Below are 22,884 nucleotides of genomic sequence, written 5' to 3'. Positions count from 1 at the left end.
GAGCCCCATGCTCCGCGCAATGACGCTCTCCCCTGACGACCGCTCGGCGATCGCCGAGCTGATCTCGCTGCACGGTCACGTCTTCGACGACGGCGATCTCGACCGGCTGGACGTGCTGTTCACCCCGTCGGTCGTCTACGACGTGTCGGAGCTCGGCGGCGGTGCGCTGCACGGCATCGAGGCCATCCGCACGGCAGCGCTCGCGCTCGGCGAACACAACCCGCTCGGCCACCACGTCACCAACATCGTCATCACCGAGCACGGGGACGGCACCGCCCGCGTCCGGTCCAAGGGCATCGGGGTCAACACCGACGGCACGGTGGGCACCGTCACGTACGAGGACGGGGTCGTCGCCACCGAGGCGGGCTGGCGGATCGACCATCGCCGCGTCGTGCCCCGGCGCGTTCCGCTGAACGGTCGGCGCGCCTGACCCGGCCGCTGCCGAGACCTCAGGCGGGGGTCGCTTTCTCCCCCTGCGGCGTGACCACGAACCACGTGCCGTCGGCGCCGTTGTGGCCTGCGTTCGCGAGGGTCCCGTCGTCGTCCCGGTTGCGGTAGAGCGGCCACCCGGCGAGCGTGAGCTGGAAGCTGCCGTCCGCCCGCTGCAACCGCCCGACCAGCTCCTCCTTGACGCCGGCGAGGTCGAGCTCCTGGTCCGGCGGGGCGGTGATCGGGATCCAGTTCTGCGCGCACTGGTCGACGCAGGTGGACGTCGGCGGATCGGCGCGGTCGGCGTCCGAGCGGTACACGAGGCGGCCGGAGCCGTCGGTGAGGACGATGCCGAGCGGGCCGGTCTGCACCGCGTACAGCGTGGGCGCGGGGATGACGGCACCGGAGCCGTGGCCACCACCATGGCCACCGCCGTGCCCGCCCTGGGCTTCGGGCGCTGCGGCAGCGGCTGGTTGATGGCCGGCGTGTTCGGCGTGCTCGTCCGGTTCGGAGGGACCGCAGGCCGCGATACCGAAGGCTGCGATGCAGGCCGAGGCCACGAGCAGGAGGCGTGACAGGGGGGAGCGAATCACGGAACTCGATCCTGCTGCACACGAGTCGAGTCGCCGCCGGAAGCGGGGACGGCAGTCGCTCGGCGGCGCCCGTCGCGCCGTCGGCGGTTCTCGATCGGTGCGGTCGGCCCAGTGGGGCCCATCGACGCTATCCGCCACCTGGCCGAACGTCGACGTCCTGCGTCACCGCCTCGGAACATAACGACAATCATTGTCGTTACTGTGGTGTCCATCAAGCCGTCCCGATGCAGGAGGCAGCCATGCGCCGCGACATCCACCCCGCCTACGGTCCCGTCGTCTACCAGGACCGCTCGACCGGCGATGCGTTCCTCACCCGCTCCACGGCGAGGTCCGCGGAGACGATCGCCTGGGAGGACGGCAACACCTACCCCCTGGTCCGCGTGGACATCACCGCGTACTCGCACCCGTACTGGACCGGGGCGCAGCGCGTCCTGGACGCGGCGGGTCAGGTGGAGAAGTTCCGCCGTCGCTACGGCACGCGCCGTTGATCAGGCGGTCGGCAGGATCCGGCGCGGCAGCAGGTCGGTGACCACCGTGCCGTTGCGGGCGTCGCGCGGCTGCCACTCGCGCGGGTAGCCGAGCGACGCCTCCACGAAGCGCACGCCGTCCTCCCACGTCACGCGTGGGATGTGCAGGTGCCCGTACACGACGGCCGCTGCCCGGTAGCGCACGTGCCAGTCGGCGGTGCGCGTCGTGCCGCACCAGAGCGCGAACTCGGGGTGGCGGAGCACGTCGGTGGGGTGGCGGGTGAGCGGCCAGTGGTTCACCAGGACGGTGGGCAGGTCCGGGTCGCACTCGTCGAGCCGGCGCTCCGACTCCTCGATCCGGGCGGCGCACCACGCCGCCCGGTCCGGGTACGGGTCGGGGTGCAGCAGGTGCTCGTCGGTGCAGATCACCCCGGCGGCGTACGCGGCGGCGAGCCCCTCCTCCGCCGTCATCGTGCCGGCCGGGAGGAACGAGTAGTCGTAGAACGCGAAGAGCGGCGCGACGGTAACCGGGCCACCGGGCCCGTCCCAGACCGGGAACGGGTCCTCGGGCGTGAGCACGTCCAGCTCGCGGCAGGCCTGCACGAGCGCGAGGTAGCGCTGCACGCCGCGCAGCTGCACCGGGTCCTTCCCGCGCGTCCACAGCTCGTGGTTGCCGGGCACCCACACCACGCGGGCGAACCGCTCCCGCAGCAGACCGAGCGCCCAGACGACGTCCCCGACCTCCTCGGCGACGTCGCCCGCGACGATCAACCAGTCGTCGTCGCTGGTGGGATGCAGGGACTCGACCACAGCGCGGTTGTCGGGGTAGCGCACGTGCAGGTCGCTGACGGCCACGAGCCGCGGGTCGCTCACCCCACAGTCGTACCCGACCGCTGCCGAACGGGCTGGCCGACACCGACTTACCGGCGGTAACTTCGGTCACGGGCGACGATCGGGGAGGCGCGATGAACGCGGTTGCACAGGTGCGGCAGGCGATTCGGTGGGGCGTGCGGCACGGGTTCATCCGGCGGGCGCTCGGCAAGCGCCGGCAGGCGGGTGATGTCACCGCCCGGCTCATGCTCGACCCCGGCTTCGTCGCCGACCCGTTCCCCCACTACGCGACGCTGCGCGCGCAGGGCCGCGTCGTCGACAACGGCATCGTGCTCAACACGGCCCACCACGACCTCACCACCGCGATCCTGCGCAGCCCCGACTTCGGCGTGGTCGGCGGCCCGAGCGGGCGGCCACCGGCGATGCTGCGCCTCGCCGTCGCGGCCGGGGGCGACGGCCCGCACGGACCGGTGGATCCCCCGTCGATGCTGGCGACCGACCCGCCCGACCACACCCGCTACCGCAAACTCGTCACCAGGGCGTTCAGCGCCAAGGCGGTGGCCGCGCTGCGGTCGCGGACCGAGGAGATCGCGGCCGAGCTGCTGGACCGGATGGCAGCGAGAGGACCTGCCGCGGACGTGATCGAGGACTACGCCAGCCTGCTGCCCGCCACCGTCATCGCCGAGATGCTCGGGGCGCCGGTCGAGATGCGCCGGCAGTTCCTGCACTGGGGGGAGGGCGCCGCGCTGTCGCTGGACGCCGGCCTGACCTACGCGCAGTTCCGCCGGTCCGAGCGGGACCTCGCCGCCCTGCAGTCGTGGATGGAAGCCCACTTCGCCCACCTGCGCCGGAACCCGGGCGACAACATCCTCTCGGCGCTCGTGCACGCCCGGGACGGCGAGGGGCGGCTCAGCGAGGACGAGCTGATCAGCATCGCGATGCTGCTGCTCGCCGCCGGCTTCGAGACCACGGTGAACCTCATCGGCAACGGTGTCGGGCTCCTCACGGCCCACCCCGACCAGCTCGCGCTGCTGCGGGCCCAGCCGCAGCACTGGGCGCGTGCCGTCGACGAGGTGCTGCGCATCGACTCCCCCGTCCAGCGCACGGGCCGCATCGCGCACCGCGACACCGAGGCGGCGGGCGAGCGCATCCGCGCAGGCCGGCTCGTCGTGCTCATGCTCGGCGGGGCCAACCGCGACCCGGCGGTGTTCCCCGACCCGGACCGGTTCGACGTCACCCGGCCCAACGCGGGCGAGCACGTCGCGTTCTCCAGCGGGCCGCACTTCTGCCTGGGCGCCGCGCTCGCGAGGATGGAGGGCGAGGTCGGCCTGCGGGCCCTCTTCGACCGGTTCCCCGACCTCACCCCCGCCGGCCCGCCCCGCCGCCGTCCCACCCGCGTGCTGCGCGGCTACGCCACGATGCCGGTGCGCCTCTCCCCCGCCACGGTCGACGTCTGAGCCGCTCGTGCTACCGGGGTAACGGCAGGACCAGGGTGGTGAGCAGGTGCTCCAGCTCCGCCTCCGGGTCGGCGGTCAGGCCGGTGTGCACCGGCCCGGCCTGGACGATCGTGCTGCGCGGCGCGGTCAGCCTGCGGAAGCGGCGGCCGCGGTCCTCCCGGCCTGCCGGCGCCGCGTGCCGGGCCTCGACGCGCTCGTGCGAGCAGTGCGACTGCACCGCCTCGAGCGCGGCCGTGATCAGCGCCGGGTCGGCGGCCGGGTCGAGCGCGTGGAGGCGCTGGACGTCGAGGTGGACGCGGGCGCCGAGGAAGTCGAGTGGACGGCTGTAGAGGACGACCCCGGCGTTCAGGGACTCCCCGCGCTCGATCCGCGGCACGACGCGCAGCAGCGCGTACTCGAACGGATGCCTCGTGCTCATCGGCCCGCCCAGAACGGTGTGCCGGGACCGCGGGTGGAGGGCGGGCCCCCGGCCTCGACCCGCTCGTCGATCGCCGCCCGGACGCCGGGGAGCCAGGCGGCGCGCGTGTCGCACCGGGCCACGAGCTGCGTGACGAACGCCGCCCGGACTTCGTCCGCGTCGGCGAAGCCGGGCTCGCCGGCCAGCCACTGGTCGGGCACCGCGTCGGCCGCGGTCCGCACCAGCTCCGGCGTGACCCGCGGGGCGAAGGCTGCATCGGCGGCGTCGAGGTCGGGCTCGCAGCCGAGCAGCACGTGGTCGGCTGCGTCGTAGGACCGCTCCACCCAGGCCGCCGCCCCGGACCAGGCGTGCTGGAAGGTCAGGGTGGCGCCGTGGTCGATCAGGTACGGGCTGCCGTGCCAGAAGAGCATGTTGGTGTTGCGCCACGAGCGGTCGACGTTGCCGACCAGGGCGTCGAACCACAGCACGCGCCCGGCGAATCCGGGGTCGATCGGGAAGGCCTGCGGATCGAGGTCGAGCGCGCCGGGCAGGAAGTCGATCCCGAGGTTGAGCCCCGGGCTCGCGCGCAGCAGCTCCTGCACCTCCTGGTCCGGTTCGGCGACCCCGAGCGCCGGGTCCAGCTCGACGGTGACCAGCTCCGGGACCGGCAGCCCCAGCCCGCGGGCGAGCTCGCCGGTGACGATCTCCGCGACGAGCACCTTCCGGCCCTGCCCGGCCCCGATGTACTTGACGACGTAGGTGCCCAGGTCGTCGGCCTCCATCAGCCCGGGCAGGGAGCCGCCCTCGCGCAGCGGCGTGACGTACCGGGTGGCTGTGACGTGGCGCAGCACCGGATCATCCTCGCACTCGGCCGAGGAAAGCACTGTGGGGCCGCCCTCCCCGAGCGACCCCACTCCCTGCGTGCCGGTTCAGCGGCGGTGCGCCGCCAGGTGCCCAGCGTGCTGCGCCATCATCGGCTGCGGTGCGTGGAACCGTTCGATCTCGCGGCGGTGCTGAGCCTGCCGCCTGCGGACCAGGTGGTCGATGCTGATGCGGCCCGGGCCGACCGCCGCGAGCGCGATGAGGCCCGCGCCGATCACGCCGACGAGCTCCCACCCGCCGTTCGAGATGAAGATGCCGTTGGCGCCGTGCACGAAGACCGCGGCGCCGACCATGATGACGAGCTGAAGTCCGCACATCAGCGGGGTGAGGGCGCCCAGGATCAGCAGCACGCTGCCGGCGAACTCGACCACGGTCACGAACGACGCCGACACGATCGCGAGCGGGATGCTCAGGTTCTCGAAACCCTCGGTGGTGCGGCCGATGCCGTTGATCACCATCTTCTGGTAGCCGTGGGCGAACATCACGACGCCGATGAGGACGCGGGTGATCAGCAGCGCCCAGTCACTAGCTGGCATGGGAAGCGGACGGTTCAACAGATACCTCCATACGGTCTGTGATCGAAGTACCTCAAGGAGTGATCGCAGTTAACCCGAGGGATGCGGCCGGACACGGCCTGTCGGACGAGGACGGCGGCGGCCGAACGGATCTGCGCGACGAGCTGGACCCCCGGTAACAGAGCGATCGTGCAACTGCACGTGCTCGGTCAGTCACCCCGCGCGAGGAACCGCTCGTCGTGATCAAGCCGTTACCGAAGGGGTTGTAACGGTCATGCTTCCGGCCACGGGCCTCACAACCGCCTGTGACCGGTCCCGCTAGGCTCCGCGCCCTGATGATCCCGCCGGAGGATCGAGGAGCGGGGAGGCCCCGTGGGCACTGAGTTGGACTGGTCGAGCGAGTGGCTCACCAGCAGCATCTGGATCGTCAGCGTCTTCGTGGCGACCGCGCTCGGCTCTGCACTGCTGCTCGTGCTGCTGACGCGGTACACGGTGTGGGGGCGGCAGTTCCGCCGCCTCGCCTTCCCCTACTTCTCGCCGCGCGGCGACGAAGGGTGGCGGCCGCTGCTCAGCGTGCTGCTGATCCTCCTACTGGCGATCATGTCGGTCCGCCTCAACGTGCTGCTGTCCTACCAGGGCAACGGCATGCTCACGGCCTTGCAGAACCTCGACGCTCCGAGCTTCTGGCGGTACATCGGCATCTTCTGCATCCTCGCCACGATCCACGTCGTTCGGTCGATGTACGAGGTCTACGTCCAGACCGCCCTCATCATCCGGTGGCGGGTGTGGCTCACGGATCGGATGATCACCGATTGGCTGGACGGGCGCGCCTACCACAAGGGCCGCTACACCCCCGCGGCCGTGGACAACCCGGACCAGCGCATCCAGGAGGACATCAACTCGTTCCCCAACGACTCGATCACACTCGGCGTCGGGGCGGTCAGCTCACTGGTGTCCCTGGTGTCGTTCACGCTCATCCTCTGGCAGCTGTCCGGGCCGCTGACCCTCCTCGGCGTCGAGGTCCCGCGCGCGATGACATTCATCGTGTTCGCCTTCGTGATCATCGCGTCGGTGTTCGCGTTCCGGATCGGGCGCCCGCTGATCCTGCTGAACTTCCTCCAGGAGAGGTTCAACGCGTCCTTCCGCTACGCCCTCGTGCGGCTGCGGGAGAACTCGGAGAACGTCGCGTTCCAGCGGGGTGAGCGGGTGGAGCGGGGAGTTCTGGGCACCCGCTTCAGCGACGTGATCGCCAACGCATGGGCGGTCCTGTTCCGCCTCATCAAGTTCAGGGGCTTCAACCTGTCGGTCAGCCAGATCTCGGTGGTGCTGCCCTACATCATCCAGGCCCCCCGGTTCTTCAGCCAGCAGATCACGCTCGGCGACCTCAACCAGACCTCGAGCGCCTTCGGCGAGGTGCACGACGCCCTGTCGTTCTTCCGCAACGCATACGACGAGTTCGCCAGCTACCGCGCAGTCCTCAACCGCCTCACGGGCCTGATGGACGCCGACGAAGCGGCCCGCGCCCTGCCCGCCGCGGATGTCGAGGAGGCCGACGACCTGCAGGTGCACGACCTCACCGTGCGCCGCCCTGACGAGGGCGTGCTGGTAGACGACCTGGACCTCGAGCTAGCTGCCGGCGCGTCGCTGCTGGTCACCGGCCCGTCGGGCGGCGGGAAGACCACGCTCATGCGCAGCCTGGCCCAGCTGTGGCCGTATGCAGCAGGGTCCGTGCGCCGCCCGACCGGCGACGGCTCGCTCTTCCTCCCCCAGCAGCCCTACCTGCCGCTGGGCACCCTCCGCGACGCGCTCGCCTACCCCGGTCCGGGAACCGAGATGGACGACGCCAGGGCGGCGGACCTGCTGCGCAAGGTGCAGCTGCCGCAGCTGGCCGACCAGCTCGACGAGGTCGACGACTGGTCCCGGCGCCTCTCGCCCGGCGAGCAGCAGCGCCTCGGGTTCGCCCGCATCCTGGTGGTGCGGCCGAAGGTGGCGTTCCTGGACGAGGCCACCTCGGCCCTCGACGAGGGCCTCGAGCAGAGCCTCTACAACCTGCTGCGCGAGGAGCTGCCCGACATGGTCATCGTCAGCGTCGGGCACCGCAGCTCGCTGCGCCGCTTCCACGACGAGCTGCTCGAGCTGGACACCGACGGCCGCTGGGAGCGGTCGGCCCTCCAGCAGCAGTAGCTACCAGGAGGCGAGCGACCCGTCCTCGTGCCGCCACAGCGGCGTGCGCCATGCGTGCCCGCGCTCGGCCGCCCGCCGGACCTCGGCCTCGTCCACCTCGATGCCGAGGCCGGGGCCGGTGGGCCGCTCGATGCTGCCGTGGGTGAACGTGAAGGGTCTCGCGTCGACGAGGTAGCCGAGCAGGCCCGAGTCGTCGCCGTAGCCGATGCCGAGCGACTGCTCCTGGATGAGGAAGTTCGGCGCGGCGAAGTCGACCTGCAGGCATGCGGCGAGCGCGATCGGGCCGAGCGGGCAGTGCGGGGCGAGCAGGACGTCGTGGGTCTCGGCCATCGCCGCGATGCGCCGGGTCTCGGAGATGCCGCCCGCGTGGCTCACGTCGGGCTGGGCGACCGAGATCCCCGCCTCGAACGCCGGCCGGAAGTCCCACCTGGAGTAGAGGCGCTCGCCGGTGGCGACGGGGATCGTCGTGGCCTGCACGACGGCGCCCAGGTCGGGGGTGTGCTCGGGCAGCACCGGTTCCTCGACGAACAGCGGCTGCAGCGGCTCCAGGAGCGGAAGGACCCGGCGGGACATCGCCGTTGAGAAGCGGCCGTGGCAGTCGATGGCGACGTCGACGCCCGGGCCCACGGCGTCCCGCACGGCGGTGACCCGCTCGATCACGCGCTGGATGGCGGCCGGGGTGTCGAGGGGTGCGAGCAGCTCCGACGGCGTCATCTTGACCGCCGTCAGGCCCTTCTCGACCTGCGCCCGCGCGGCGTCGGCCAGCTCGGCCGGCTCGCTGCCGTGCACCCAGCCGTAGACCCGGGCCCGGTCACGCACCGCGCCGCCGAGCAGCTGGTGGACCGGGACGCCGAGGGCGCGGCCCGCGATGTCCCACAGCGCCTGGTCGATCCCCGACACCGCGGAGTTGAGCACCGGCCCACCGCGGTAGAAGCCGCCCTTGGTGAGCACCTGCCAGTGGTCCTCGATGCGGGTGGCGTCCCCGCCGACGAGGTACTCCATGGCCTCCTCGACCGCCCGGGCCGTGGTGGCCGCGCGGCCCTCCACGATCGGCTCGCCCCAGCCGCTGACGCCCTCGTCGGTGTCGAGGCGCAGGAAGAGCCAGCGGGGCGCGACGGCGAAGAGCTCGTAGCCGGTGATCTTCACCGCTGCACCCCCTGCGGGAAGACGAGGATCTTGCTGGCCTGCGCGGTGCCGCGAGCCAGCGCCTCGAACGACGCCGGACCGCCGTCGAGGTCGGTGCGGCTCTCGATCAAGGTGTCCAGGGCGTCCGGCACGCTCGCCGCCCACGCCGCGGTGTCGCGGAACTCGTCGGCGCTGTAGCAGAAGCTGCCGACCACCGAACGTTCCTTCGTCGAGATCTCGTACGCGGCGACGTCGAGCGTCGGCGCACCCATGCCCACCAGCACGACGGTGGTGCCGATCGGAGCGCAGTCGAAGGCGGCGGCGAGCGTCTGCGGGGTGCCGACCGCGTCGACGACGAGGGTCGGCTCCCCGTCGAGCGCGGTGCGCACCGCCGCCGCGAAGTCGTCGGTCGCGGACGGGTTGATGACGGCGGCGCCGAGCCGCGCGTTCAGCTCCCGCCGGTGCGATGCCGGCTCGGAGACCGCCACCCGCTCCGCGCCCTGCCGCCGCGCCGCGAGCACGCAGGCCTGCCCGATGGGTCCCCCGCCGATCACCAGGACGGCCTCGCCCTCGCGGCAGCCGCCGCGGACCAGCGCGTGGTAGCCGACCGCCAGCGGCTCCACGAGCGCGCCGTGCTCGATCGGCATGCCGGCCGGGAGCTTCACGACGTTGCGGGCGGGCACCGCCATCCGTTCCGCGAACGCGGAGTGCAGCTCGGGGGTGACGCCGACGATCCGCTTGTCCGGGCACGACTGCTCCCGCCCCACCCCGCACTGGCGGCAGTTCCCGCACCACAGCACCGGGTTGACGGTCACCGCGTCACCGGCCGCCAGATCCTGGCCCGCCTCGGAACCGACGGCGAGCACCCGTCCGACGGTCTCGTGCCCCATGACCTGCCCGCGCACCCGCCGCCCGTTCTCGCCGGTGTAGCCGTGGACGTCGGACCCGCAGATGCCGGTGGCCACCACCTCGATCAGCACGTCCGCCTGCCCGGGCTCCGGCTCGGGCACGTCGTCGACGGTCAGCTTCCAGAAGTCGGCAAGCACCAGTGCGCGCATGGTCCGACCGTAATCCCGTACCGGGAGACTCGGCGTGGACCGACCACTTTCCGGAAGTGGCAGTGTCCATCCATACGTGAGAGTCACACGAGGGAAAGAGCCACCCATGCCCGGGGCAGCGGACCTGCTCGCGCTGGCGCGCGACGGAGACGGTGACGCGTTCCGCGCGCTCGTCGAGCCGTACCGGCGCGAGCTCGAGGTGCACTGCTACCGCATCCTCGGCTCGGTGCAGGACGCCGAGGACCTGCTGCAGGAGACGTTGCTGGCCGCGTGGCGCGGGATCGGCGGCTACGAGGAGCGCGCATCCCTGCGGACCTGGCTGTACCGGATCGCCACCAACCGCTGCCTCAACGCGCTGCGGGCAGGCGCGCGCCGTCCGCCCGAGTACGCGGACTACCGACCGGAGGTCGCGTTGCCCGAGCCGTCGCACCGGCGAGCGGAACCGAGCTGGCTCGAGCCATACCCGGACGTGCTGCTCGACGAGATCACCGACCACACGCCAGGGCCGGAGGCGCGCTACGAGCTGAGGGAGTCGGTGTCGCTGGCGTTCCTCGCGGCGCTGCAGGATCTGCCGCCGAAGCAGCGGGTGGTGCTGGTGCTGCGGGACGTGCTGGGATACCGGGCCGCCGAGGTGGCGGCGATGCTCGACACCACCGAGGACGCGGTGGCGGGCGCGCTGAAACGAGCACGGCGCGGGATGCCGGGCCCCGGCGGCGGCAGCGCGCCGCTCCCCAGCTCGCCGCAGGAGCGCCGCATCGTGGCCGACTTCGTCCGCGCCTTCGAGGCCGGTGACGTGGATGCGGTCGTCGCCCTGCTGACCGACGACGCGTGGCTGACGATGCCGCCGCTGCCGCTGGAGTACCAGGGCCTGGACGCCGTGCGGAACTTCCTGGCCACAGTCGCGCTCCGGGACGGCAAGCGGCACGTGCTGATCCCGACCAGGGCCAACGGCCAACCGGCGTTCGGCTGCTACCAGCGCGACCCGCGCACCCCGATCCTGCACGCGCACGGCGTGATCGTGCTGACCCTGTCCGGCGACCGGGTCGCCGCGGTGACGCGGTTCATCGACAACTCGCTCCTGGCGACGTTCGGGCTTCCCCGGTCGCTGCGCCCGACGGACGGGCAGGGGTGAACCGATGACCTCGAAGCAGGCATGGGGCCTCGGCCTGGCAGCACTCGCGTCGTTCATGATGGCGCTGGACAGCTCGGTCGTGACGACGGTGCTGGGCACGATCCGGCAGGACCTGGCGGCATCGGTCGAGTCGCTCGAGTGGACGGTCAATGCGTACAACCTGACGTTCGCGGTGCTGCTGCTGACCGGAGCGGCACTGGGCGACCGGTTCGGCCGCCGCCGGATGTTCGCCGTCGGGCTGGCGATCTTCACCGTCGCGTCGGCCGGCTGCGCGCTGTCCCCCGACATCGGCGTTCTCGTCGCGTCCCGGGCGCTGCAGGGGGTGGGCGCCGCGGTGGTGCTGCCGCTGTCGCTCACGCTGATCAGCGCCCTGTTCCCACCGCAGCAGCGCGGCAAGGCGATGGGGCTCTACCTGGGCATCACCGGTCTGGCCACGTTCAGCGGCCCGTTCATCGGTGGCGTCATCGCCGAGGGACTGGCCTGGCAGTGGATCTTCTGGCTGAACGTGCCGGTCGGCCTGGTCGCGATCGTCTTGACGGCGCGGCGGGTCGACGAGAGCTTCGGCCCCAACACCCGGTTCGACCTGGGTGGCGTCCTGCTCGTGACCCTCGGGGCGTTCGGCATCGTCTGGGGCCTCGTGCGCGGGAACGCGGCGGGGTGGAGCAGCGCGGAGGTGCTGGCTGCGCTGGTGCTCGGGGCCGCGCTGGTGGTCGGCTTCGTGCTCTGGGAACGACGCACGCAGGCACCGATGCTGCCGATGCGGTTCTTCCGGGCCAGGGCGTTCGCCACGGCCAACCCGGCGACGTTCGGCCTGTACGCCTCGCTGTACGGCACCCTGTTCTTCCTCGCGCAGTACTTCCAGACGGTTCTCGGGGACGGGCCGCTCGACGCCGGCCTGAAGCTGATGCCGTGGACCGCGACGCTGATGGTGTGCGCACCGATCGCCGGCCGGCTGGTCGACCGGTACGGCGAGCGGACGTTCCTGGTCGGCGGGCTCCTTCTGCAGAGCATCGGCATGGGCTGGATCACCCTGGTCGCCGACACCGACACCGGCTACCTCGAGGTGCTGCCCGCACTGGTCATCGGTGGGATCGGGCTGACCATGGCCATGCCCGCTGCGCAGAAGGCAGTGGTCGGCGCGGTGCAGCCGCGGGAGATCGGCCAGGCCTCCGGCGTGTTCATGACGCTGCGGATCCTCGGCGGGGTGTTCGGCGTCGCCGTCACGGTCGCCGTCTTCGCCGGTGTCGGGAGCTACGCATCGGCCGAGGAGTTCAGTTCGGGCTTCACCGCGGGGATGGGCACCGTCACCGCGTTCGCGATCATCGGCATGCTCGTCGCGCTCGGCATGCCGGGCAGGCGGCCGGCCACCGGCACCGTCACCGCGGACGCGGTGGCTCAGGATGAGAGGGCTCAACTGTGACGGATCTGAAGGATCGGGCCGAGCGGCTCCGGGAGCTGCACGGTGGGGAGATGCTGGTGCTCCCCAACGCGTGGGACGCCGCCAGCGCGGCGGTGGTGGCCGAGGCCGGGTTCCCGGCCGTCGCCACCGCCAGCAACGCCATCGCCGCGATGCTCGGCTATCCCGACGGCGAGGGTGCGCCGTGGCAGGAGATGTTCGCCGCGGCCGGGCGGGTGGCCAGGGCGGTGTCGGTGCCGGTCACCGTGGACGCCGAGGCCGGGTACCTCATGCAGCCGCGGGAGCTGGTGGACCGACTGCTGGAGATCGGAGCGGTCGGCTGCAACCTGGAGGACTCCGACCACCGGGCGGGCGGCCTCGCCGACGCCGAGAAGCACGCCGAGTGGCTCGCGGGCGTCCGCTCCGCAGCCGGCGACGCTGACGTGCCGATCGTGATCAACGCGCGCGTCGACACGTTCCTGCCGAGCAGCGGGATCCCGGAACCGGAGCGGCTTCCGGAGGCGATTCGGCGGGGCCGGCTCTACCGGGAGGCGGGCGCCGACTGCATCTACCCGATCGCGGTGCGGAGCAAGGCGGACATCGCCGAACTCGTCGCAGAACTGCCCGGCCCGGTCAACGGCAACACCGGCGAGGAGCTGGACCTGGCCACGCTCCGGGGCCTGGGTGTCGCGCGGGTGTCCTACGGCCCTCGCTTCTACCACGCGGGCATCGCCGGTTTCCGGGCCGCCGTGCAGGAGCTGCGCGCCTGAGATCACGCGAGCGCGGTGGCGACCCAGCGCGACAGGTCGTCACCGCGGATCGCGGCGGCCATCAGGTCGGGGAAGAGCTCCGGGGTGCAGGCGAACGCGGGGACGCCCAGTGCGGTGAGCGCGGCGGCGTTGTCGTGGTCGTAGGCCGGGGCGCCGCTGTCGGACAGGGCGAGCAGCGCCACCACCTGCACCCCGGCCGCGACCAGCGCGCCGACCCGCCGCAGCAGGTCGGCGCGCGCCCCGCCCTCGTACAGGTCGCTGATCAGCACCAACAGCGTCTCGGTGGGGCGGGCGACGAGGGACTGGCAGTAGGCGATCGCCCGGTTGATGTCGGTGCCGCCGCCGAGCTGGGTGCCGAAGAGCAGCTCGACCGGGTCGCCGAGGGAGTCGGTGAGGTCGGCGACGGCGGTGTCGAACGCGACGAAGCGGGTGCGCAGCGCCGACATCGACGCCAGCACCGCGCCGAACAGGCCCGCGTAGACCACCGACTCGGCCATCGAGCCCGACTGGTCGACCGCGAGGATCACGTCGCGCTGCACGCTCCGGCGCTTCCGCCCGTGCCCGATCAGCCGCTCCGGCACGATCGTGCGCAGGTCGGGCGAGTAGTGCTGCAGGTTGGCCCGGACGGTGCGGGCCAGGTCGATGTCGGCGGGGCGCGGGCGGCGGGTGCGGGCGGAGCGGTCGAGCGCGCCCGTGACGGCCGCGCGGGTGCGGTCGGCGACGCGGCGCTCCAGCTCGCTCACCACGGTGCGTACGACCTCCCGCGCGGTCTCCTTCGTCCGTTCCGGCAGCACGCCCTTCAGCGACAGCAAGGTGCCGACCAGGTGCACGTCCGGCTCGACGGCGGCGAGCAGCTCCGGCTCGAGCAGCATCCGCGTGAGCCCCAGCCGCTCGACGGCGTCGCGCTGCATCACCTGCACCACCGACGTCGGGAAGTACTGCCGGATGTCGCCGAGCCAACGCGCCACCTGGGGCGCCGAGCCGCCGAGGCCGCCCGTCCGGGGACCGCTGCCTTCGCCTCCCCCGCCGTCGTAGAGGGCCGCGAGGGCGGCGTCGACGCGGCGGTCGTCGGGGCTCAGCCCGACGCCGGTGCCGTCCGCGGTGTCGTCCGGGCCGCCGCCCAGCACCATGCGCCACCGCCGCAGCCGCTCGTCGTCACTCATGCACTCACCCCCAGCAGACGCGCGAACACCGGGATCACCAGCTCGGCCCGCTTCTCGTCCAGCCCCTCGGCGACCCGCGCGGCCGGCGCGGGGCCCGCGAGCGCCGCGGCCCGCTCCCCGATCGCCCGCTTCTCGGGGTCGGCGAACGCGCCGAACGTGCGGCGCAGCAGCGGCAGCACCTCGTCGAACTGGTCGGCCGCCACCTCGGCGAGCCAGCGGTCGACCACCCGCAGCAGCCGGTCGTCGTGCACGAGCAGCAACGCGCCACCCGCGAAGAACCCCTCGACGTACGCACCGGCGTGCGCAGCGGGCGTACCGGGCGTGAGCGCGCGGGCCAGCCGCCGCTCGACCTCGTCGGCCGCCATCCGGTCGGTGTCGGCGAGCAACCGCGCCAGCCGGCCGGCGAGCAGCGGCGGCAGCGCGGGCCGCTCCGCGAGCCGTTCGAGCGCCGAGAGCCAGCGGCCGGTGGCCGCCTCGCCGAGCAGACCCGTGACGTCGTGCACGCCGTCGACGAGCCCGGACAGGCGCGCCGCCTCGTCGTCGTCGATCCCGTGCGCCGCGGGCGGCAGGCCGGCGCAGATCCGGGCCAGCACCCGCTCGGCGACGGTGCCGAGCGATCCGGTGTCGGTGCCTCGCACGTCGCCGTAGCGGGTGGCTCGGGCGAGCGCGGGGAAGGCCGCCATGAGGTGGGCGACGTCGGCGTCGCCCGCGGCCCGGGCGTCCAGGGCGGCGAGCGCGTCCGGGAGGGCGTCCGGCAGGTCGGCGAGCAGGCAGCGCTCGACGGCGGCGGTGACGTCGGAGAGCGCGGGTGCGTCGGCCACTGCGGCCCGGACGCGGGCGGTGGCCGCGCCTGCGACCGTGGTGCCGTGGACGCCGGCCGCCACCAGGTCGACCTCGAACTCCGGCTGCCAGGCGAGCTGCCAGGTCTCGCGGAACGTGCCGGTGCTGCGGCGGGCGCTCGCGGCGGGCCTCCCCCACGGGATCCCGAGCACGCGCAGCCGATGCAGCAGCCGGGAGCGTTCCAGCCCACCGGGGTTGCGCAGGTCGAGGTCGAGCTCGCGGGGCTGGGGCTCGCGCTTGAGGCGCAGCCGGCGGGCGGTGGCGGCGAGGTCGGCCGCCAGTGGCGTGAGCGGGGCGTCGTCGGGAACCGCGCCCATCCGCTCTCCGACGACAAGACGCCGGGTGACTAGGTCGAGCTGCACCTCGTCGCCCCCGCACAGCACGGAGAGCGTGGCCTCGGTGACCTCGGCGAGCCCGGCGGACACGCGGTCGCGCAGCGCGGCGAGCGTGTCGGCGAGGCGCACCGCCTCGATCACGTGTGCGGTGGAGACGGGCAGGTCCTCGGCTCGCAGCACCCCCGCCACCGCGGTGAGCCAGCGCGCGGTGACGTCCTCGTCCGCTGTGAAGAGGTGGTGGTACCAGCCGGGGGACGTCACGCCTGCCCCGTAGCCGCTGGAGGCCGCCAGCCGGCCGTGGGTCCAGGGCACCCAGGCGCAGGCCGTCTTGCGCTTCGGCAGCCCGCGCAGCAGGGCCTGGTCGCGGGAAGCGGGCGGGAGCGGGTCGGTGAGCGCCGGCACGTGCCACGCGCCGCAGACGACCGCGATCCGCTCGAAGCCGTCCTTGCGGGTGCGGCGCAGCACCGTGCGCATGTAGGCCTCGCGGCGAGCGTCGTGGTCGCCGACCGGATCGTCCGCACGCAGGGCGGCCATCGCATCGGCGATCACGTCGAACGCGGGCTCCCTGCGGTGCTCGATCATGTCGTCCCACCAGCGCTCGGGGTCGTCGTAGCCCGCGACGGCGGCGAGTCGCGCCAGTGGGTCGCCGGAGCCGCCGGGACGGCCGTCGAGAGCGAACTGGTGGGCGGCCGGCAGGTCGCAGAACCGCACCGGCACACCGGCGTCCACGGCGTGGCGGATGGCCTGCCACTCGGGGCTGAACACGGCGAACGGCCAGAACGCGGCCCGCGAGACGTCGTCGACGACGTAGGCGAGCAGCGCGACGGGCGGCTCGAGGGCGGGGTCGACGGCCATGGGCACGAGTGCGTCGGCCTCGGGCGGTCCCTCGATCAGCACGACGTCCGGTCGGAACGCCACCAGCTCCGCGGTGAGGGCCCGGGACGAGCCGGGGCCGTGGTGGCGGATCCCGAACAGGCGGGTGTCGCTCACCCGCTGACCTCCAGGCCGGCCCGGTAGAAGTCGGCCCAGCCCTCCCGCTCGCGCACCACTGTCTCCAGGTACTCCACCCACACCGCGCGGTCGGCCACCGGGTCCTTGACGACCGCGCCGAGGATGCCGGCGGCGACGTCGTCCGCGCGCAGCACGCCGTCGCCGAAGTGCGCCGCGAGTGCGAGGCCCCCGGTGAGCACGCTGATCGCCTCGGCGGTGGACAGCGTGCCCGACGGCGACTTCACGGCCGTGCGCCCGTCCTCGGTGCGCCCGGACCGCAGCTCCCGGAACACGGTGACCACCCGGCGGACCTCGGCGAGCGCCGCGACGTCCGACGGCAGTTCGAGGGACGCGCCCAGCTGCGCCACCCGGCGGGCGACGATCTCCACCTCGGCGTCGGCCGTGTCCGGCAGCGGCAGCACGACGGTGTTGAACCGGCGGCGCAGCGCGCTGGAGAGCTCGTTGACGCCGCGGTCGCGGTTGTTGGCGGTGGCGATGAGGTTGAAGCCGGGCCGGGCCTGCACCTCGCTACCCAGCTCCGGCACCGGCATCGTCTTCTCGGACAGGATCGTGATCAGGGAGTCCTGCACGTCGGCGGCGATGCGGGTGAGCTCCTCGAGCCGGGCGATCTTGCCGTCGCGCATGGCGCGCAGCACCGGGCTCTCCACCAGCGCGGCGGGGCTCGGCCCTTCGGCGATCAGGCGGGCGTAGTTCCAGCCGTAGCGGATCGCCTCCTCGGCGGTGCCCGCGGTGCCCTGCACGAGCAGCGTGGAGTCGCCGCTGATCGCGGCGGCCAGGTGCTCGGACACCCAGGTCTTCGCCGTGCCGGGCACGCCGAGCAGCAGCAGCGCGCGGTCGGTGGCGAGCGTGGCCACGGCGACCTCGACCAGCCGCCGCGGGCCGACGTACTTGGGCGTGATCTCCGTGCCGTCGGGGAGCGTGCCGCCGAGCAGGTAGGTGACCACCGCCCACGGGGAGAGCCGCCATGAGGGCGGGCGCGGCCGGTCGTCGGCGGCGGCGAGCGCGGCGAGCTCGTCGGCGTGGTCCTGCTCGGCGTGCGGCCGCAACACGGCCGCAGCCATCGATCCGGTCATCGGTCCAGCTCCTCGTGCATCTCACGGCGGAAGGTCAGGGTGGTGGCGAGCTCCCGCCACCAGGGGGCGGCGCCGACCGGGAGGGGCGCGGTGGCGATCGGGTGGCGCAGGCAGCCGATCGGGACGGTGCGGCCGGCCGTGCGGGCGGCGCCACCGAGGCCCCGGTTGCCGGGATGGCTCGCGAGCCAGTCGAGCACGCCGGCGCCCAGCTCGACGGTCCACGGCGCGGGCAGCAGCGCCACCGCCGACGCCATCGCCTGCGGCGTGAGCTTCGCGGCGAGCACCGCCACGGCCGGCCGGTGCAGCCGGGCGGGCAGCAGGCGCACCATCTCGGTGACCGTGCCGTCGATGCTCGCCGGGTCGGCGGCGGCGAGCAGAGCGGCGCCCCACGGCGCGTCGCCCTGCCGCCCGGCTGCGAGGACCCAGCCGCCGCGCAGCACCCCGGGTTCGGCACGGGCGAGCACCTGCTCGGGGGTGCCGTACCGCGTCCAGTGGTCGAGCGGGGTGGCGCCGACGATCCTGCGCAGCAGCTCAGCGGGATGCCGGACGCCGCCTGCGTCGCGCAGGAGGCCGGCATCGTCGGGGTCGGGCAGCGTGACGGCCCACCGCTCCCCGGCCGGCTGCACGAGCCGGGCGGCCCGCTCGCGCATCCGAGCCGCGAGGCGCGACCCGGGCAGCCGGGCCAGCAGCTCGGCGGCCATCTCCCGCACCTGCCCGGCCCGGTCGTCCAGCGCCGTCTCCAGGAACGGTTCGTCGTCGGGGACGAGGTGCTCGCCCAGCACGGCGATCAGCTCGGCCCGCTCCCCTGCCGGCTCGCGCGTCCAGGTCGACCCCAGCGCGGTGCGGGCGGCGCCGGGGTCGGTGGCGAGCGTGCGGCGGAGCCACTCCCGGCGCTGCAGCGGGGTGCCGTACTCCCAGGCGCGGTCGCCGGTGACCGTGACGAGGAACGACCACTCCGGGTTGCGCTCCCCCAGCCAGCTCCCGGCCGGGCCGGCCACGGCCGCGAGCGGCGGGCGGAGCCCCGGCCTGGTGCGCGCGGCCTCGGCGAGCGCGGGCAGGTGCTCCGGCGGCACCCGCATTCCCTTCTGGTGCACCGCCCGCAGCCACTCACCGAGGAGCTCGGAGGGCATGCGCAGCAGTCGCCGCCGGGCCGCGGGCGGGACGAGCGGGCGGACGTCGCGCTCAGCTGCCGGCAGCCTGTTGTCGGGCCGGGCGGGCACGTGGCCGGCGCGCCGGTAGTTCGCGAGCACCGCCGCCGCTGTCAGCAGGGCCTCCTCGGCCTCCCCGGTGACCAGCGGGCGCACCGCCGCCGGCAGCCCCGCCGGATCGACGCGTCGCCGCCCCGTGCCGAGCAGCGCGGTGCTCACGAGATCGTCCCACCCGTTCACAGCCGCATCGCCCGGTCGCCGTCCCAGCAGGTCAGGGGGCGGAGCCCGGCGGCGTTCCACTCGCACGCGACGGTGACCGGGGCGCCCGCCGACACCGCGAGGAGCGGCCACGGGTCCACCCGCTCAGCCAGCGGCAGCGCGGCACCCTCGGGGTCGACGAGGACCCAGTCTGCGCCGTCGGCCACCGGGGCGACGTCGGCGAGGAGGACGGGCCAGCGCTCCAGCCAGGGATCGGCGGCCAGCGCGTCGGCGAAGGACTGCAACGCCGCGCTCACCGAGTCGCCGTCCGGCCGGCCAGCACGAACCGGCTCGTCCATGTCGGCGGCGAGGGCTCGCAGCGGCGCGGCACCCGGGTAGAAGGCGAGCTGCCCGCGGACGACGTGCCCTGCGGGGAACGTGCGGGGCAGCGGCTGGCCGGGCGGGGCGAACGCCAGCACGAGCGCCGGCCGGCCGGTGACCTGCCCGCGCAGCCAGGTGCGGCGCGTGGTGAGGCGCTCGGTGACCTCGTCGGTGACCGCGGCGACCAGCCACTCGTCGGCCACCCGCTCACCGGTCGCGAGCACCCCGGCCGTGTCGATGGGGAAGCCCAGGCGCGTCCGGACCGTGGCGGCGAGGTCGGCGGGCAGGGTGGACAGCCGGGTGCCGGCCCCTGCGAGCACGTGCAGGAGCGCGAGCTCGGCGAGCAGGCGACCGGGCCAGTCGCGACCCCGGCCGATCAGGCCGGCGGCGCGCCGCAGCCCGCCCGCCAGGCCGGGCGCCTGCGCGTCGACCATGCGGGCGGCGACGCCGTACAGCTCCTCCACGTCTGCCCCCGCCAGGCCGCCGCGCACCCGGTCGGCCAGCCATTCGCGCAGCTCCGCGGCGCCTGCGGCGACGCGGTCGGCGCGCTGCTCGGCCCGGCGCGCGGCGGCTTCCGGGTCGCGCGGCGCCTCGGGCTGCGTCGCGCGCCGACCGACCCGCCGAGCCCGCTCGGCCAGCCACGTGCGGACCCACTCCGGTTCCTCCCCCACCGGCACCGCGCCGTCGGTCCACAGGAAGAGCAGGCCGAGCGCGTGCTTGCAGGGGAACTTGCGGCTCGGGCACGAACACCGGAACGCGGGCTCGGCCAGGTCGACGCAGGTCAGGTAGGGGTCCTTGCCACTACCCGAACAGGCACCCCACACGGCGGCATCCGACGCGCCGAGGCCGGTCCATCCGGCGGCCACCGCCTGCGCGCGTCCGGCGGCAACGGACGGGGGATCGGGTGCGACCGCGAGCACCTGGTCCACGCTCCACCGCACCCGCGTCACAATAGGACGCACCTGTGACAGCCCGCGCTGCGGCGATTACCGTGCCCCGACGTGGAGCAGGGGCACGAGGAGGACGCACGCATGGACGGACCGCGCACGCTGGCGATCGACATCGGCGGGTCCGGGCTCAAGGCGATCGTGCTGGAGCCCGACGGCGAGATGGCGTCGGAGCGTACGCGCCGGGAGACGCCCTACCCGTGCACGCCGCCCGTCCTGCTCGACGAGCTGACCGCCCTGGTGGCGACCCAGCCCGAGCACGACCGCATCTCCGTGGGCTTCCCCGGCGCGATCCGGAACGGCCGGGTGCGCGAGGTGCCGGCGTTCTCCCGGCGGGGGCCCGGGCTCCCGCCGGACCCGGAGCTGGTGGCGATGTGGACCGGCTTCGAGCTGGAGGCCGCGCTCGCGGAGCGGTTGGCCAAGCCGATCCGCGTGGCCAACGACGCCGACGTGCAGGGCTGCGCGGTCATCGAGGGCCGGGGCATGGAGCTGGTGATCACCCTCGGTACCGGCGTCGGGTGCGCGGTGTTCTTCGACGGCAGGCTGCTGCCGCACATGGAGCTGTCGCACGGCACGTTCGGCGGCACGTCCATCGAGGTCGCCTGCGGCGACAACGAACGCCAGAAGATCGGCAAGGACCACTGGCGCAAGCGGGTGCACGAGGCGCTCGACGCGTTCGAGGCGATGGTGCTGCCCGACCACCTGTACATCGGGGGTGGCAACGCGAAGAAGCTCGACCCCGACACCATCGGCCCCAACCGGACGATCGTGCCCAACATCTCGGGGCTGCTGGGCGGCATCGCGCTCTGGGAGCGGACGGGTGACAGCCCGCGCGTCCCGACCGCCGCCCCGTCCTGAGGACGCGGCACTATGGCGTCCGTGTCCTCCGACGTCCATGCGACCGACATCACCGCCACCCCTGAGTGGACGGCCCTCGCCGAGCACCACGCGGCCGTCTCCGGCCGCCACCTGCGGGAGCTCTTCGCCGACGACCCCGAGCGCGCCACCGCCCTCACCGCCGCGGGGGCCGACCTCGTCCTCGACTACTCCAAGCACCGCATCACCCGAGACACCCTGCCGCTGCTCGCCGCGCTCGCCCGCGCCGCCGGGCTGCCCGAGCGCACGGAGGCGATGTTCGCGGGCGAGCACATCAACACCAGCGAGGACCGCGCGGTGCTGCACACCGCCCTGCGCGCCCCGGAGGCCACGGCGCTCGCCGTCGACGGCGTGGACGTGCCCGTCGAGGTCCACACCGTGCTCAGGCGGATGGGCGAGTTCACCGACGCCGTGCGGTCCGGGCAGTGGACCGGCCACACCGGTGAGCGGATCCGCGCCGTGGTCAACATCGGGATCGGGGGCTCGGACCTCGGCCCGGTGATGGCGTACGAGGCGCTGCGCGCCTACGCCGACCGCTCGTTCACCATGCGGTTCGTCTCCAACATCGACCCCACGGACATCGCCGAGGCCACCCGCGACCTCGACCCGGCCACCACCCTGTTCATCGTCTCGTCCAAGACGTTCACCACGCTGGAGACGCTCACCAACGCCAAGGTGGCCCGCCACTGGCTGGTCGACGGGCTCGGCGGCGACGAGTCGGCCGTGGCCAAGCACTTCGTGGCCGTGTCGACGAACGCGAAGGAGGTCCGCGCGTTCGGCATCGACGAGGCCAACATGTTCGGCTTCTGGGACTGGGTCGGCGGCCGCTACTCCGTCGACTCCGCGATCGGCCTCTCGCTGATGGTCGCGATCGGCAAGGAGCAGTTCGCCGAGTTCCTCGCCGGCATGTACGCGATGGATTCGCACTTCCGCAAGGCCCCCCTCGAGGAGAACCTCCCGGCGATCCAGGGCCTGCTCAACGTCTGGTACGTCAACTTCTTCGGCACCGAGACCCACGCGGTGCTCCCCTACAGCCAGTACCTGCACCGGCTGCCCGCGTACCTGCAGCAGCTCACGATGGAGAGCAACGGCAAGTCCGTCCGCGGCGACGGCAGCCCGGTCACCACGGTCACCGGCGAGATCTTCTGGGGCGAGCCGGGCACCAACGGCCAGCACGCCTTCTACCAGCTGCTGCACCAGGGCAAGCGGCTCGTGCCCGCCGACTTCATCGGCTTCGCCCAGCCCAACCACGGGATCGACGTGGACGGCGACGGGGACATGCACGACCTGTTCATGTCCAACCTGTTCGCGCAGTCCCAGGCACTGGCGTTCGGCAAGACCGCCGAGGAGATCGCCGCCGAGGGCACCCCCGAGCACGTCGTGCCGCACAAGGTGATGCCGGGCAACCGCCCGTCGTCCACGATCCTCGCGCCGAAGCTGACCCCCTCCACCCTCGGCCAGATCATCGCCTTCTACGAGCACGTCACATTCGTCGAGGGCACGATCTGGGGCATCGACTCGTTCGACCAATGGGGCGTGGAGCTGGGCAAGGTGCTCGCCAAGCAGCTCGCCCCCGTGTTGGCCGCCGACAAGGCCGACACCGGAGGCCTCGACGCCTCCACCGCGGCGCTCGTGCGCCGCTACCGGGAGATGCGGGGGCGCCCCGCCTGACCTGA

At 73.5% G+C, this 22,884-nt stretch carries 22 protein-coding genes; 10 read left to right on the top strand and 12 right to left on the bottom strand.

What is annotated here, in order from left to right:
- Nucleotides 1-19: 19 nt before the first annotated feature.
- The gene (locus FB388_RS10775; protein WP_142099946.1) at nucleotides 20-430 is read left to right on the top strand and encodes a nuclear transport factor 2 family protein; all 411 of its coding nucleotides are present in this window, start codon (nucleotides 20-22) and stop codon (nucleotides 428-430) included.
- Between the two features lie 19 nt (nucleotides 431-449).
- Here the strand turns inward: FB388_RS10775 and FB388_RS39875 are convergent, their stop codons facing one another.
- Nucleotides 450-800 (bottom strand): hypothetical protein, encoded by a 351-nt coding sequence (locus FB388_RS39875; protein ID WP_211361847.1) that lies wholly within the window; start codon nucleotides 798-800, stop codon nucleotides 450-452.
- Between the two features lie 39 nt (nucleotides 801-839).
- On the opposite strand from FB388_RS39875, the gene FB388_RS39870 reads away from it, so the two are divergent.
- Complete coding sequence (locus tag FB388_RS39870) at nucleotides 840-1,004, top strand: hypothetical protein (RefSeq protein WP_211361846.1); 165 nt, start codon at nucleotides 840-842, stop codon at nucleotides 1,002-1,004.
- 257 nt (nucleotides 1,005-1,261) lie between these two features.
- A complete protein-coding gene (locus FB388_RS10765) occupies nucleotides 1,262-1,510 on the top strand; it encodes a type B 50S ribosomal protein L31 (protein WP_142099943.1) in 249 nt (82 codons plus the stop codon).
- Here the strand turns inward: FB388_RS10765 and FB388_RS10760 are convergent, their stop codons facing one another.
- Nucleotides 1,511-2,362, bottom strand: a complete 852-nt coding sequence (locus FB388_RS10760; protein ID WP_142099941.1) for a metallophosphoesterase family protein — start codon at nucleotides 2,360-2,362, stop codon at nucleotides 1,511-1,513. It abuts the gene before it with no gap.
- 92 nt (nucleotides 2,363-2,454) lie between these two features.
- Between FB388_RS10760 and FB388_RS10755 the strand changes: the two genes are divergently transcribed.
- Nucleotides 2,455-3,777, top strand: coding sequence for a cytochrome P450 (locus FB388_RS10755; protein WP_142099939.1), 1,323 nt, complete (start codon nucleotides 2,455-2,457; stop codon nucleotides 3,775-3,777).
- A 10-nt stretch (nucleotides 3,778-3,787) separates the two neighbouring features.
- Here the strand turns inward: FB388_RS10755 and FB388_RS10750 are convergent, their stop codons facing one another.
- The 3 genes from FB388_RS10750 to FB388_RS10740 all read right to left on the bottom strand — a co-directional run bounded on the left by FB388_RS10750 (nucleotide 3,788) and on the right by FB388_RS10740 (nucleotide 5,610).
- Complete coding sequence (locus FB388_RS10750; RefSeq protein WP_142099937.1) at nucleotides 3,788-4,195, bottom strand: DUF3037 domain-containing protein; 408 nt, start codon at nucleotides 4,193-4,195, stop codon at nucleotides 3,788-3,790.
- The gene (locus FB388_RS10745; RefSeq protein ID WP_246121807.1) at nucleotides 4,192-5,025 is read right to left on the bottom strand and encodes a HipA family kinase; all 834 of its coding nucleotides are present in this window, start codon (nucleotides 5,023-5,025) and stop codon (nucleotides 4,192-4,194) included. Before FB388_RS10745 ends, FB388_RS10750 begins: the two co-directional genes overlap by 4 nt.
- Nucleotides 5,026-5,103: 78 nt before the next feature.
- Nucleotides 5,104-5,610 carry a DoxX family protein gene (locus tag FB388_RS10740; protein WP_142099935.1) on the bottom strand — a complete coding sequence of 169 codons (507 nt, stop codon included), beginning with the start codon at nucleotides 5,608-5,610 and terminating at the stop codon, nucleotides 5,104-5,106.
- Nucleotides 5,611-5,943: 333 nt separating this feature from the next.
- On the opposite strand from FB388_RS10740, the gene FB388_RS10735 reads away from it, so the two are divergent.
- Nucleotides 5,944-7,755: an ABC transporter ATP-binding protein/permease gene (locus tag FB388_RS10735; protein WP_142099933.1), complete on the top strand. Its 1,812-nt coding sequence runs from the start codon at nucleotides 5,944-5,946 to the stop codon at nucleotides 7,753-7,755.
- Here the strand turns inward: FB388_RS10735 and dgoD are convergent, their stop codons facing one another.
- Nucleotides 7,756-8,901, bottom strand: coding sequence for a galactonate dehydratase (gene dgoD, locus FB388_RS10730; RefSeq protein ID WP_142099931.1), 1,146 nt, complete (start codon nucleotides 8,899-8,901; stop codon nucleotides 7,756-7,758).
- The gene (locus FB388_RS10725; RefSeq protein WP_142099929.1) at nucleotides 8,898-9,938 is read right to left on the bottom strand and encodes a zinc-dependent alcohol dehydrogenase; all 1,041 of its coding nucleotides are present in this window, start codon (nucleotides 9,936-9,938) and stop codon (nucleotides 8,898-8,900) included. Before FB388_RS10725 ends, dgoD begins: the two co-directional genes overlap by 4 nt.
- Nucleotides 9,939-10,044: 106 nt before the next feature.
- Between FB388_RS10725 and FB388_RS10720 the strand changes: the two genes are divergently transcribed.
- Genes FB388_RS10720 through FB388_RS10710 form a run of 3 tightly spaced genes read left to right on the top strand, consistent with a single transcriptional unit; the run spans nucleotide 10,045 to nucleotide 13,236 of the window.
- A complete protein-coding gene (locus FB388_RS10720) occupies nucleotides 10,045-11,070 on the top strand; it encodes a sigma-70 family RNA polymerase sigma factor (protein WP_142099927.1) in 1,026 nt (341 codons plus the stop codon).
- A 4-nt stretch (nucleotides 11,071-11,074) separates the two neighbouring features.
- Entirely contained in the window at nucleotides 11,075-12,490 is a 1,416-nt protein-coding gene (locus tag FB388_RS10715; protein WP_142099924.1) for an MFS transporter, read from the top strand.
- Entirely contained in the window at nucleotides 12,487-13,236 is a 750-nt protein-coding gene (locus tag FB388_RS10710) for an isocitrate lyase/PEP mutase family protein (RefSeq protein ID WP_142099922.1), read from the top strand. Before FB388_RS10715 ends, FB388_RS10710 begins: the two co-directional genes overlap by 4 nt.
- 2 nt (nucleotides 13,237-13,238) lie before the next feature.
- Here the strand turns inward: FB388_RS10710 and FB388_RS10705 are convergent, their stop codons facing one another.
- From FB388_RS10705 to FB388_RS10685, 5 genes are read right to left on the bottom strand one after another with little or no spacing between them, the layout of a single operon-like run.
- Complete coding sequence (locus FB388_RS10705; protein ID WP_142099920.1) at nucleotides 13,239-14,399, bottom strand: VWA domain-containing protein; 1,161 nt, start codon at nucleotides 14,397-14,399, stop codon at nucleotides 13,239-13,241.
- Entirely contained in the window at nucleotides 14,396-16,564 is a 2,169-nt protein-coding gene (locus FB388_RS10700) for a DUF5682 family protein (protein ID WP_142099917.1), read from the bottom strand. Before FB388_RS10700 ends, FB388_RS10705 begins: the two co-directional genes overlap by 4 nt.
- Nucleotides 16,561-17,646, bottom strand: coding sequence for an ATP-binding protein (locus FB388_RS10695; protein WP_142102881.1), 1,086 nt, complete (start codon nucleotides 17,644-17,646; stop codon nucleotides 16,561-16,563). Before FB388_RS10695 ends, FB388_RS10700 begins: the two co-directional genes overlap by 4 nt.
- An 8-nt stretch (nucleotides 17,647-17,654) precedes the next feature.
- On the bottom strand, nucleotides 17,655-19,025 hold the full coding sequence (locus FB388_RS10690; RefSeq protein WP_246121806.1) for a DUF5691 domain-containing protein: 1,371 nt from the start codon (nucleotides 19,023-19,025) through the stop codon (nucleotides 17,655-17,657).
- 17 nt (nucleotides 19,026-19,042) lie between these two features.
- Nucleotides 19,043-20,326: an SWIM zinc finger family protein gene (locus FB388_RS10685; RefSeq protein WP_246121805.1), complete on the bottom strand. Its 1,284-nt coding sequence runs from the start codon at nucleotides 20,324-20,326 to the stop codon at nucleotides 19,043-19,045.
- A gap of 60 nt (nucleotides 20,327-20,386) precedes the next feature.
- Between FB388_RS10685 and FB388_RS10680 the strand changes: the two genes are divergently transcribed.
- Nucleotides 20,387-21,190 carry an ROK family protein gene (locus tag FB388_RS10680; protein WP_211361845.1) on the top strand — a complete coding sequence of 268 codons (804 nt, stop codon included), beginning with the start codon at nucleotides 20,387-20,389 and terminating at the stop codon, nucleotides 21,188-21,190.
- A gap of 21 nt (nucleotides 21,191-21,211) precedes the next feature.
- Nucleotides 21,212-22,879, top strand: coding sequence for a glucose-6-phosphate isomerase (gene pgi / locus FB388_RS10675; protein WP_425468539.1), 1,668 nt, complete (start codon nucleotides 21,212-21,214; stop codon nucleotides 22,877-22,879).
- The last annotated feature ends 5 nt before the right edge of the window (nucleotides 22,880-22,884 follow it).

It is taken from the genome of Pseudonocardia cypriaca (genome assembly GCF_006717045.1).
Lineage (GTDB): Bacteria > Actinomycetota > Actinomycetes > Mycobacteriales > Pseudonocardiaceae > Pseudonocardia > Pseudonocardia cypriaca.
This window is presented reverse-complemented; position numbering and strand designations above follow the sequence as displayed.

Bases quoted from the DNA above. Each gene is read 5' to 3' on its own strand.
- FB388_RS10775 (WP_142099946.1), top strand. From the start codon at position 20: ATGACGCTCTCCCCTGACGACCGCTCGGCGATCGCCGAGCTGATCTCG.
- FB388_RS10765 (WP_142099943.1), top strand. From the start codon at position 1,262: ATGCGCCGCGACATCCACCCCGCCTACGGTCCCGTCGTCTACCAGGAC.
- FB388_RS10755 (WP_142099939.1), top strand. From the start codon at position 2,455: ATGAACGCGGTTGCACAGGTGCGGCAGGCGATTCGGTGGGGCGTGCGG.
- FB388_RS10750 (WP_142099937.1), bottom strand. From the start codon at position 4,195: ATGAGCACGAGGCATCCGTTCGAGTACGCGCTGCTGCGCGTCGTGCCG.
- FB388_RS10725 (WP_142099929.1), bottom strand. From the start codon at position 9,938: ATGCGCGCACTGGTGCTTGCCGACTTCTGGAAGCTGACCGTCGACGAC.
- FB388_RS10720 (WP_142099927.1), top strand. From the start codon at position 10,045: ATGCCCGGGGCAGCGGACCTGCTCGCGCTGGCGCGCGACGGAGACGGT.
- FB388_RS10715 (WP_142099924.1), top strand. From the start codon at position 11,075: ATGACCTCGAAGCAGGCATGGGGCCTCGGCCTGGCAGCACTCGCGTCG.
- FB388_RS10705 (WP_142099920.1), bottom strand. From the start codon at position 14,399: ATGAGTGACGACGAGCGGCTGCGGCGGTGGCGCATGGTGCTGGGCGGC.
- FB388_RS10695 (WP_142102881.1), bottom strand. From the start codon at position 17,646: ATGGCTGCGGCCGTGTTGCGGCCGCACGCCGAGCAGGACCACGCCGAC.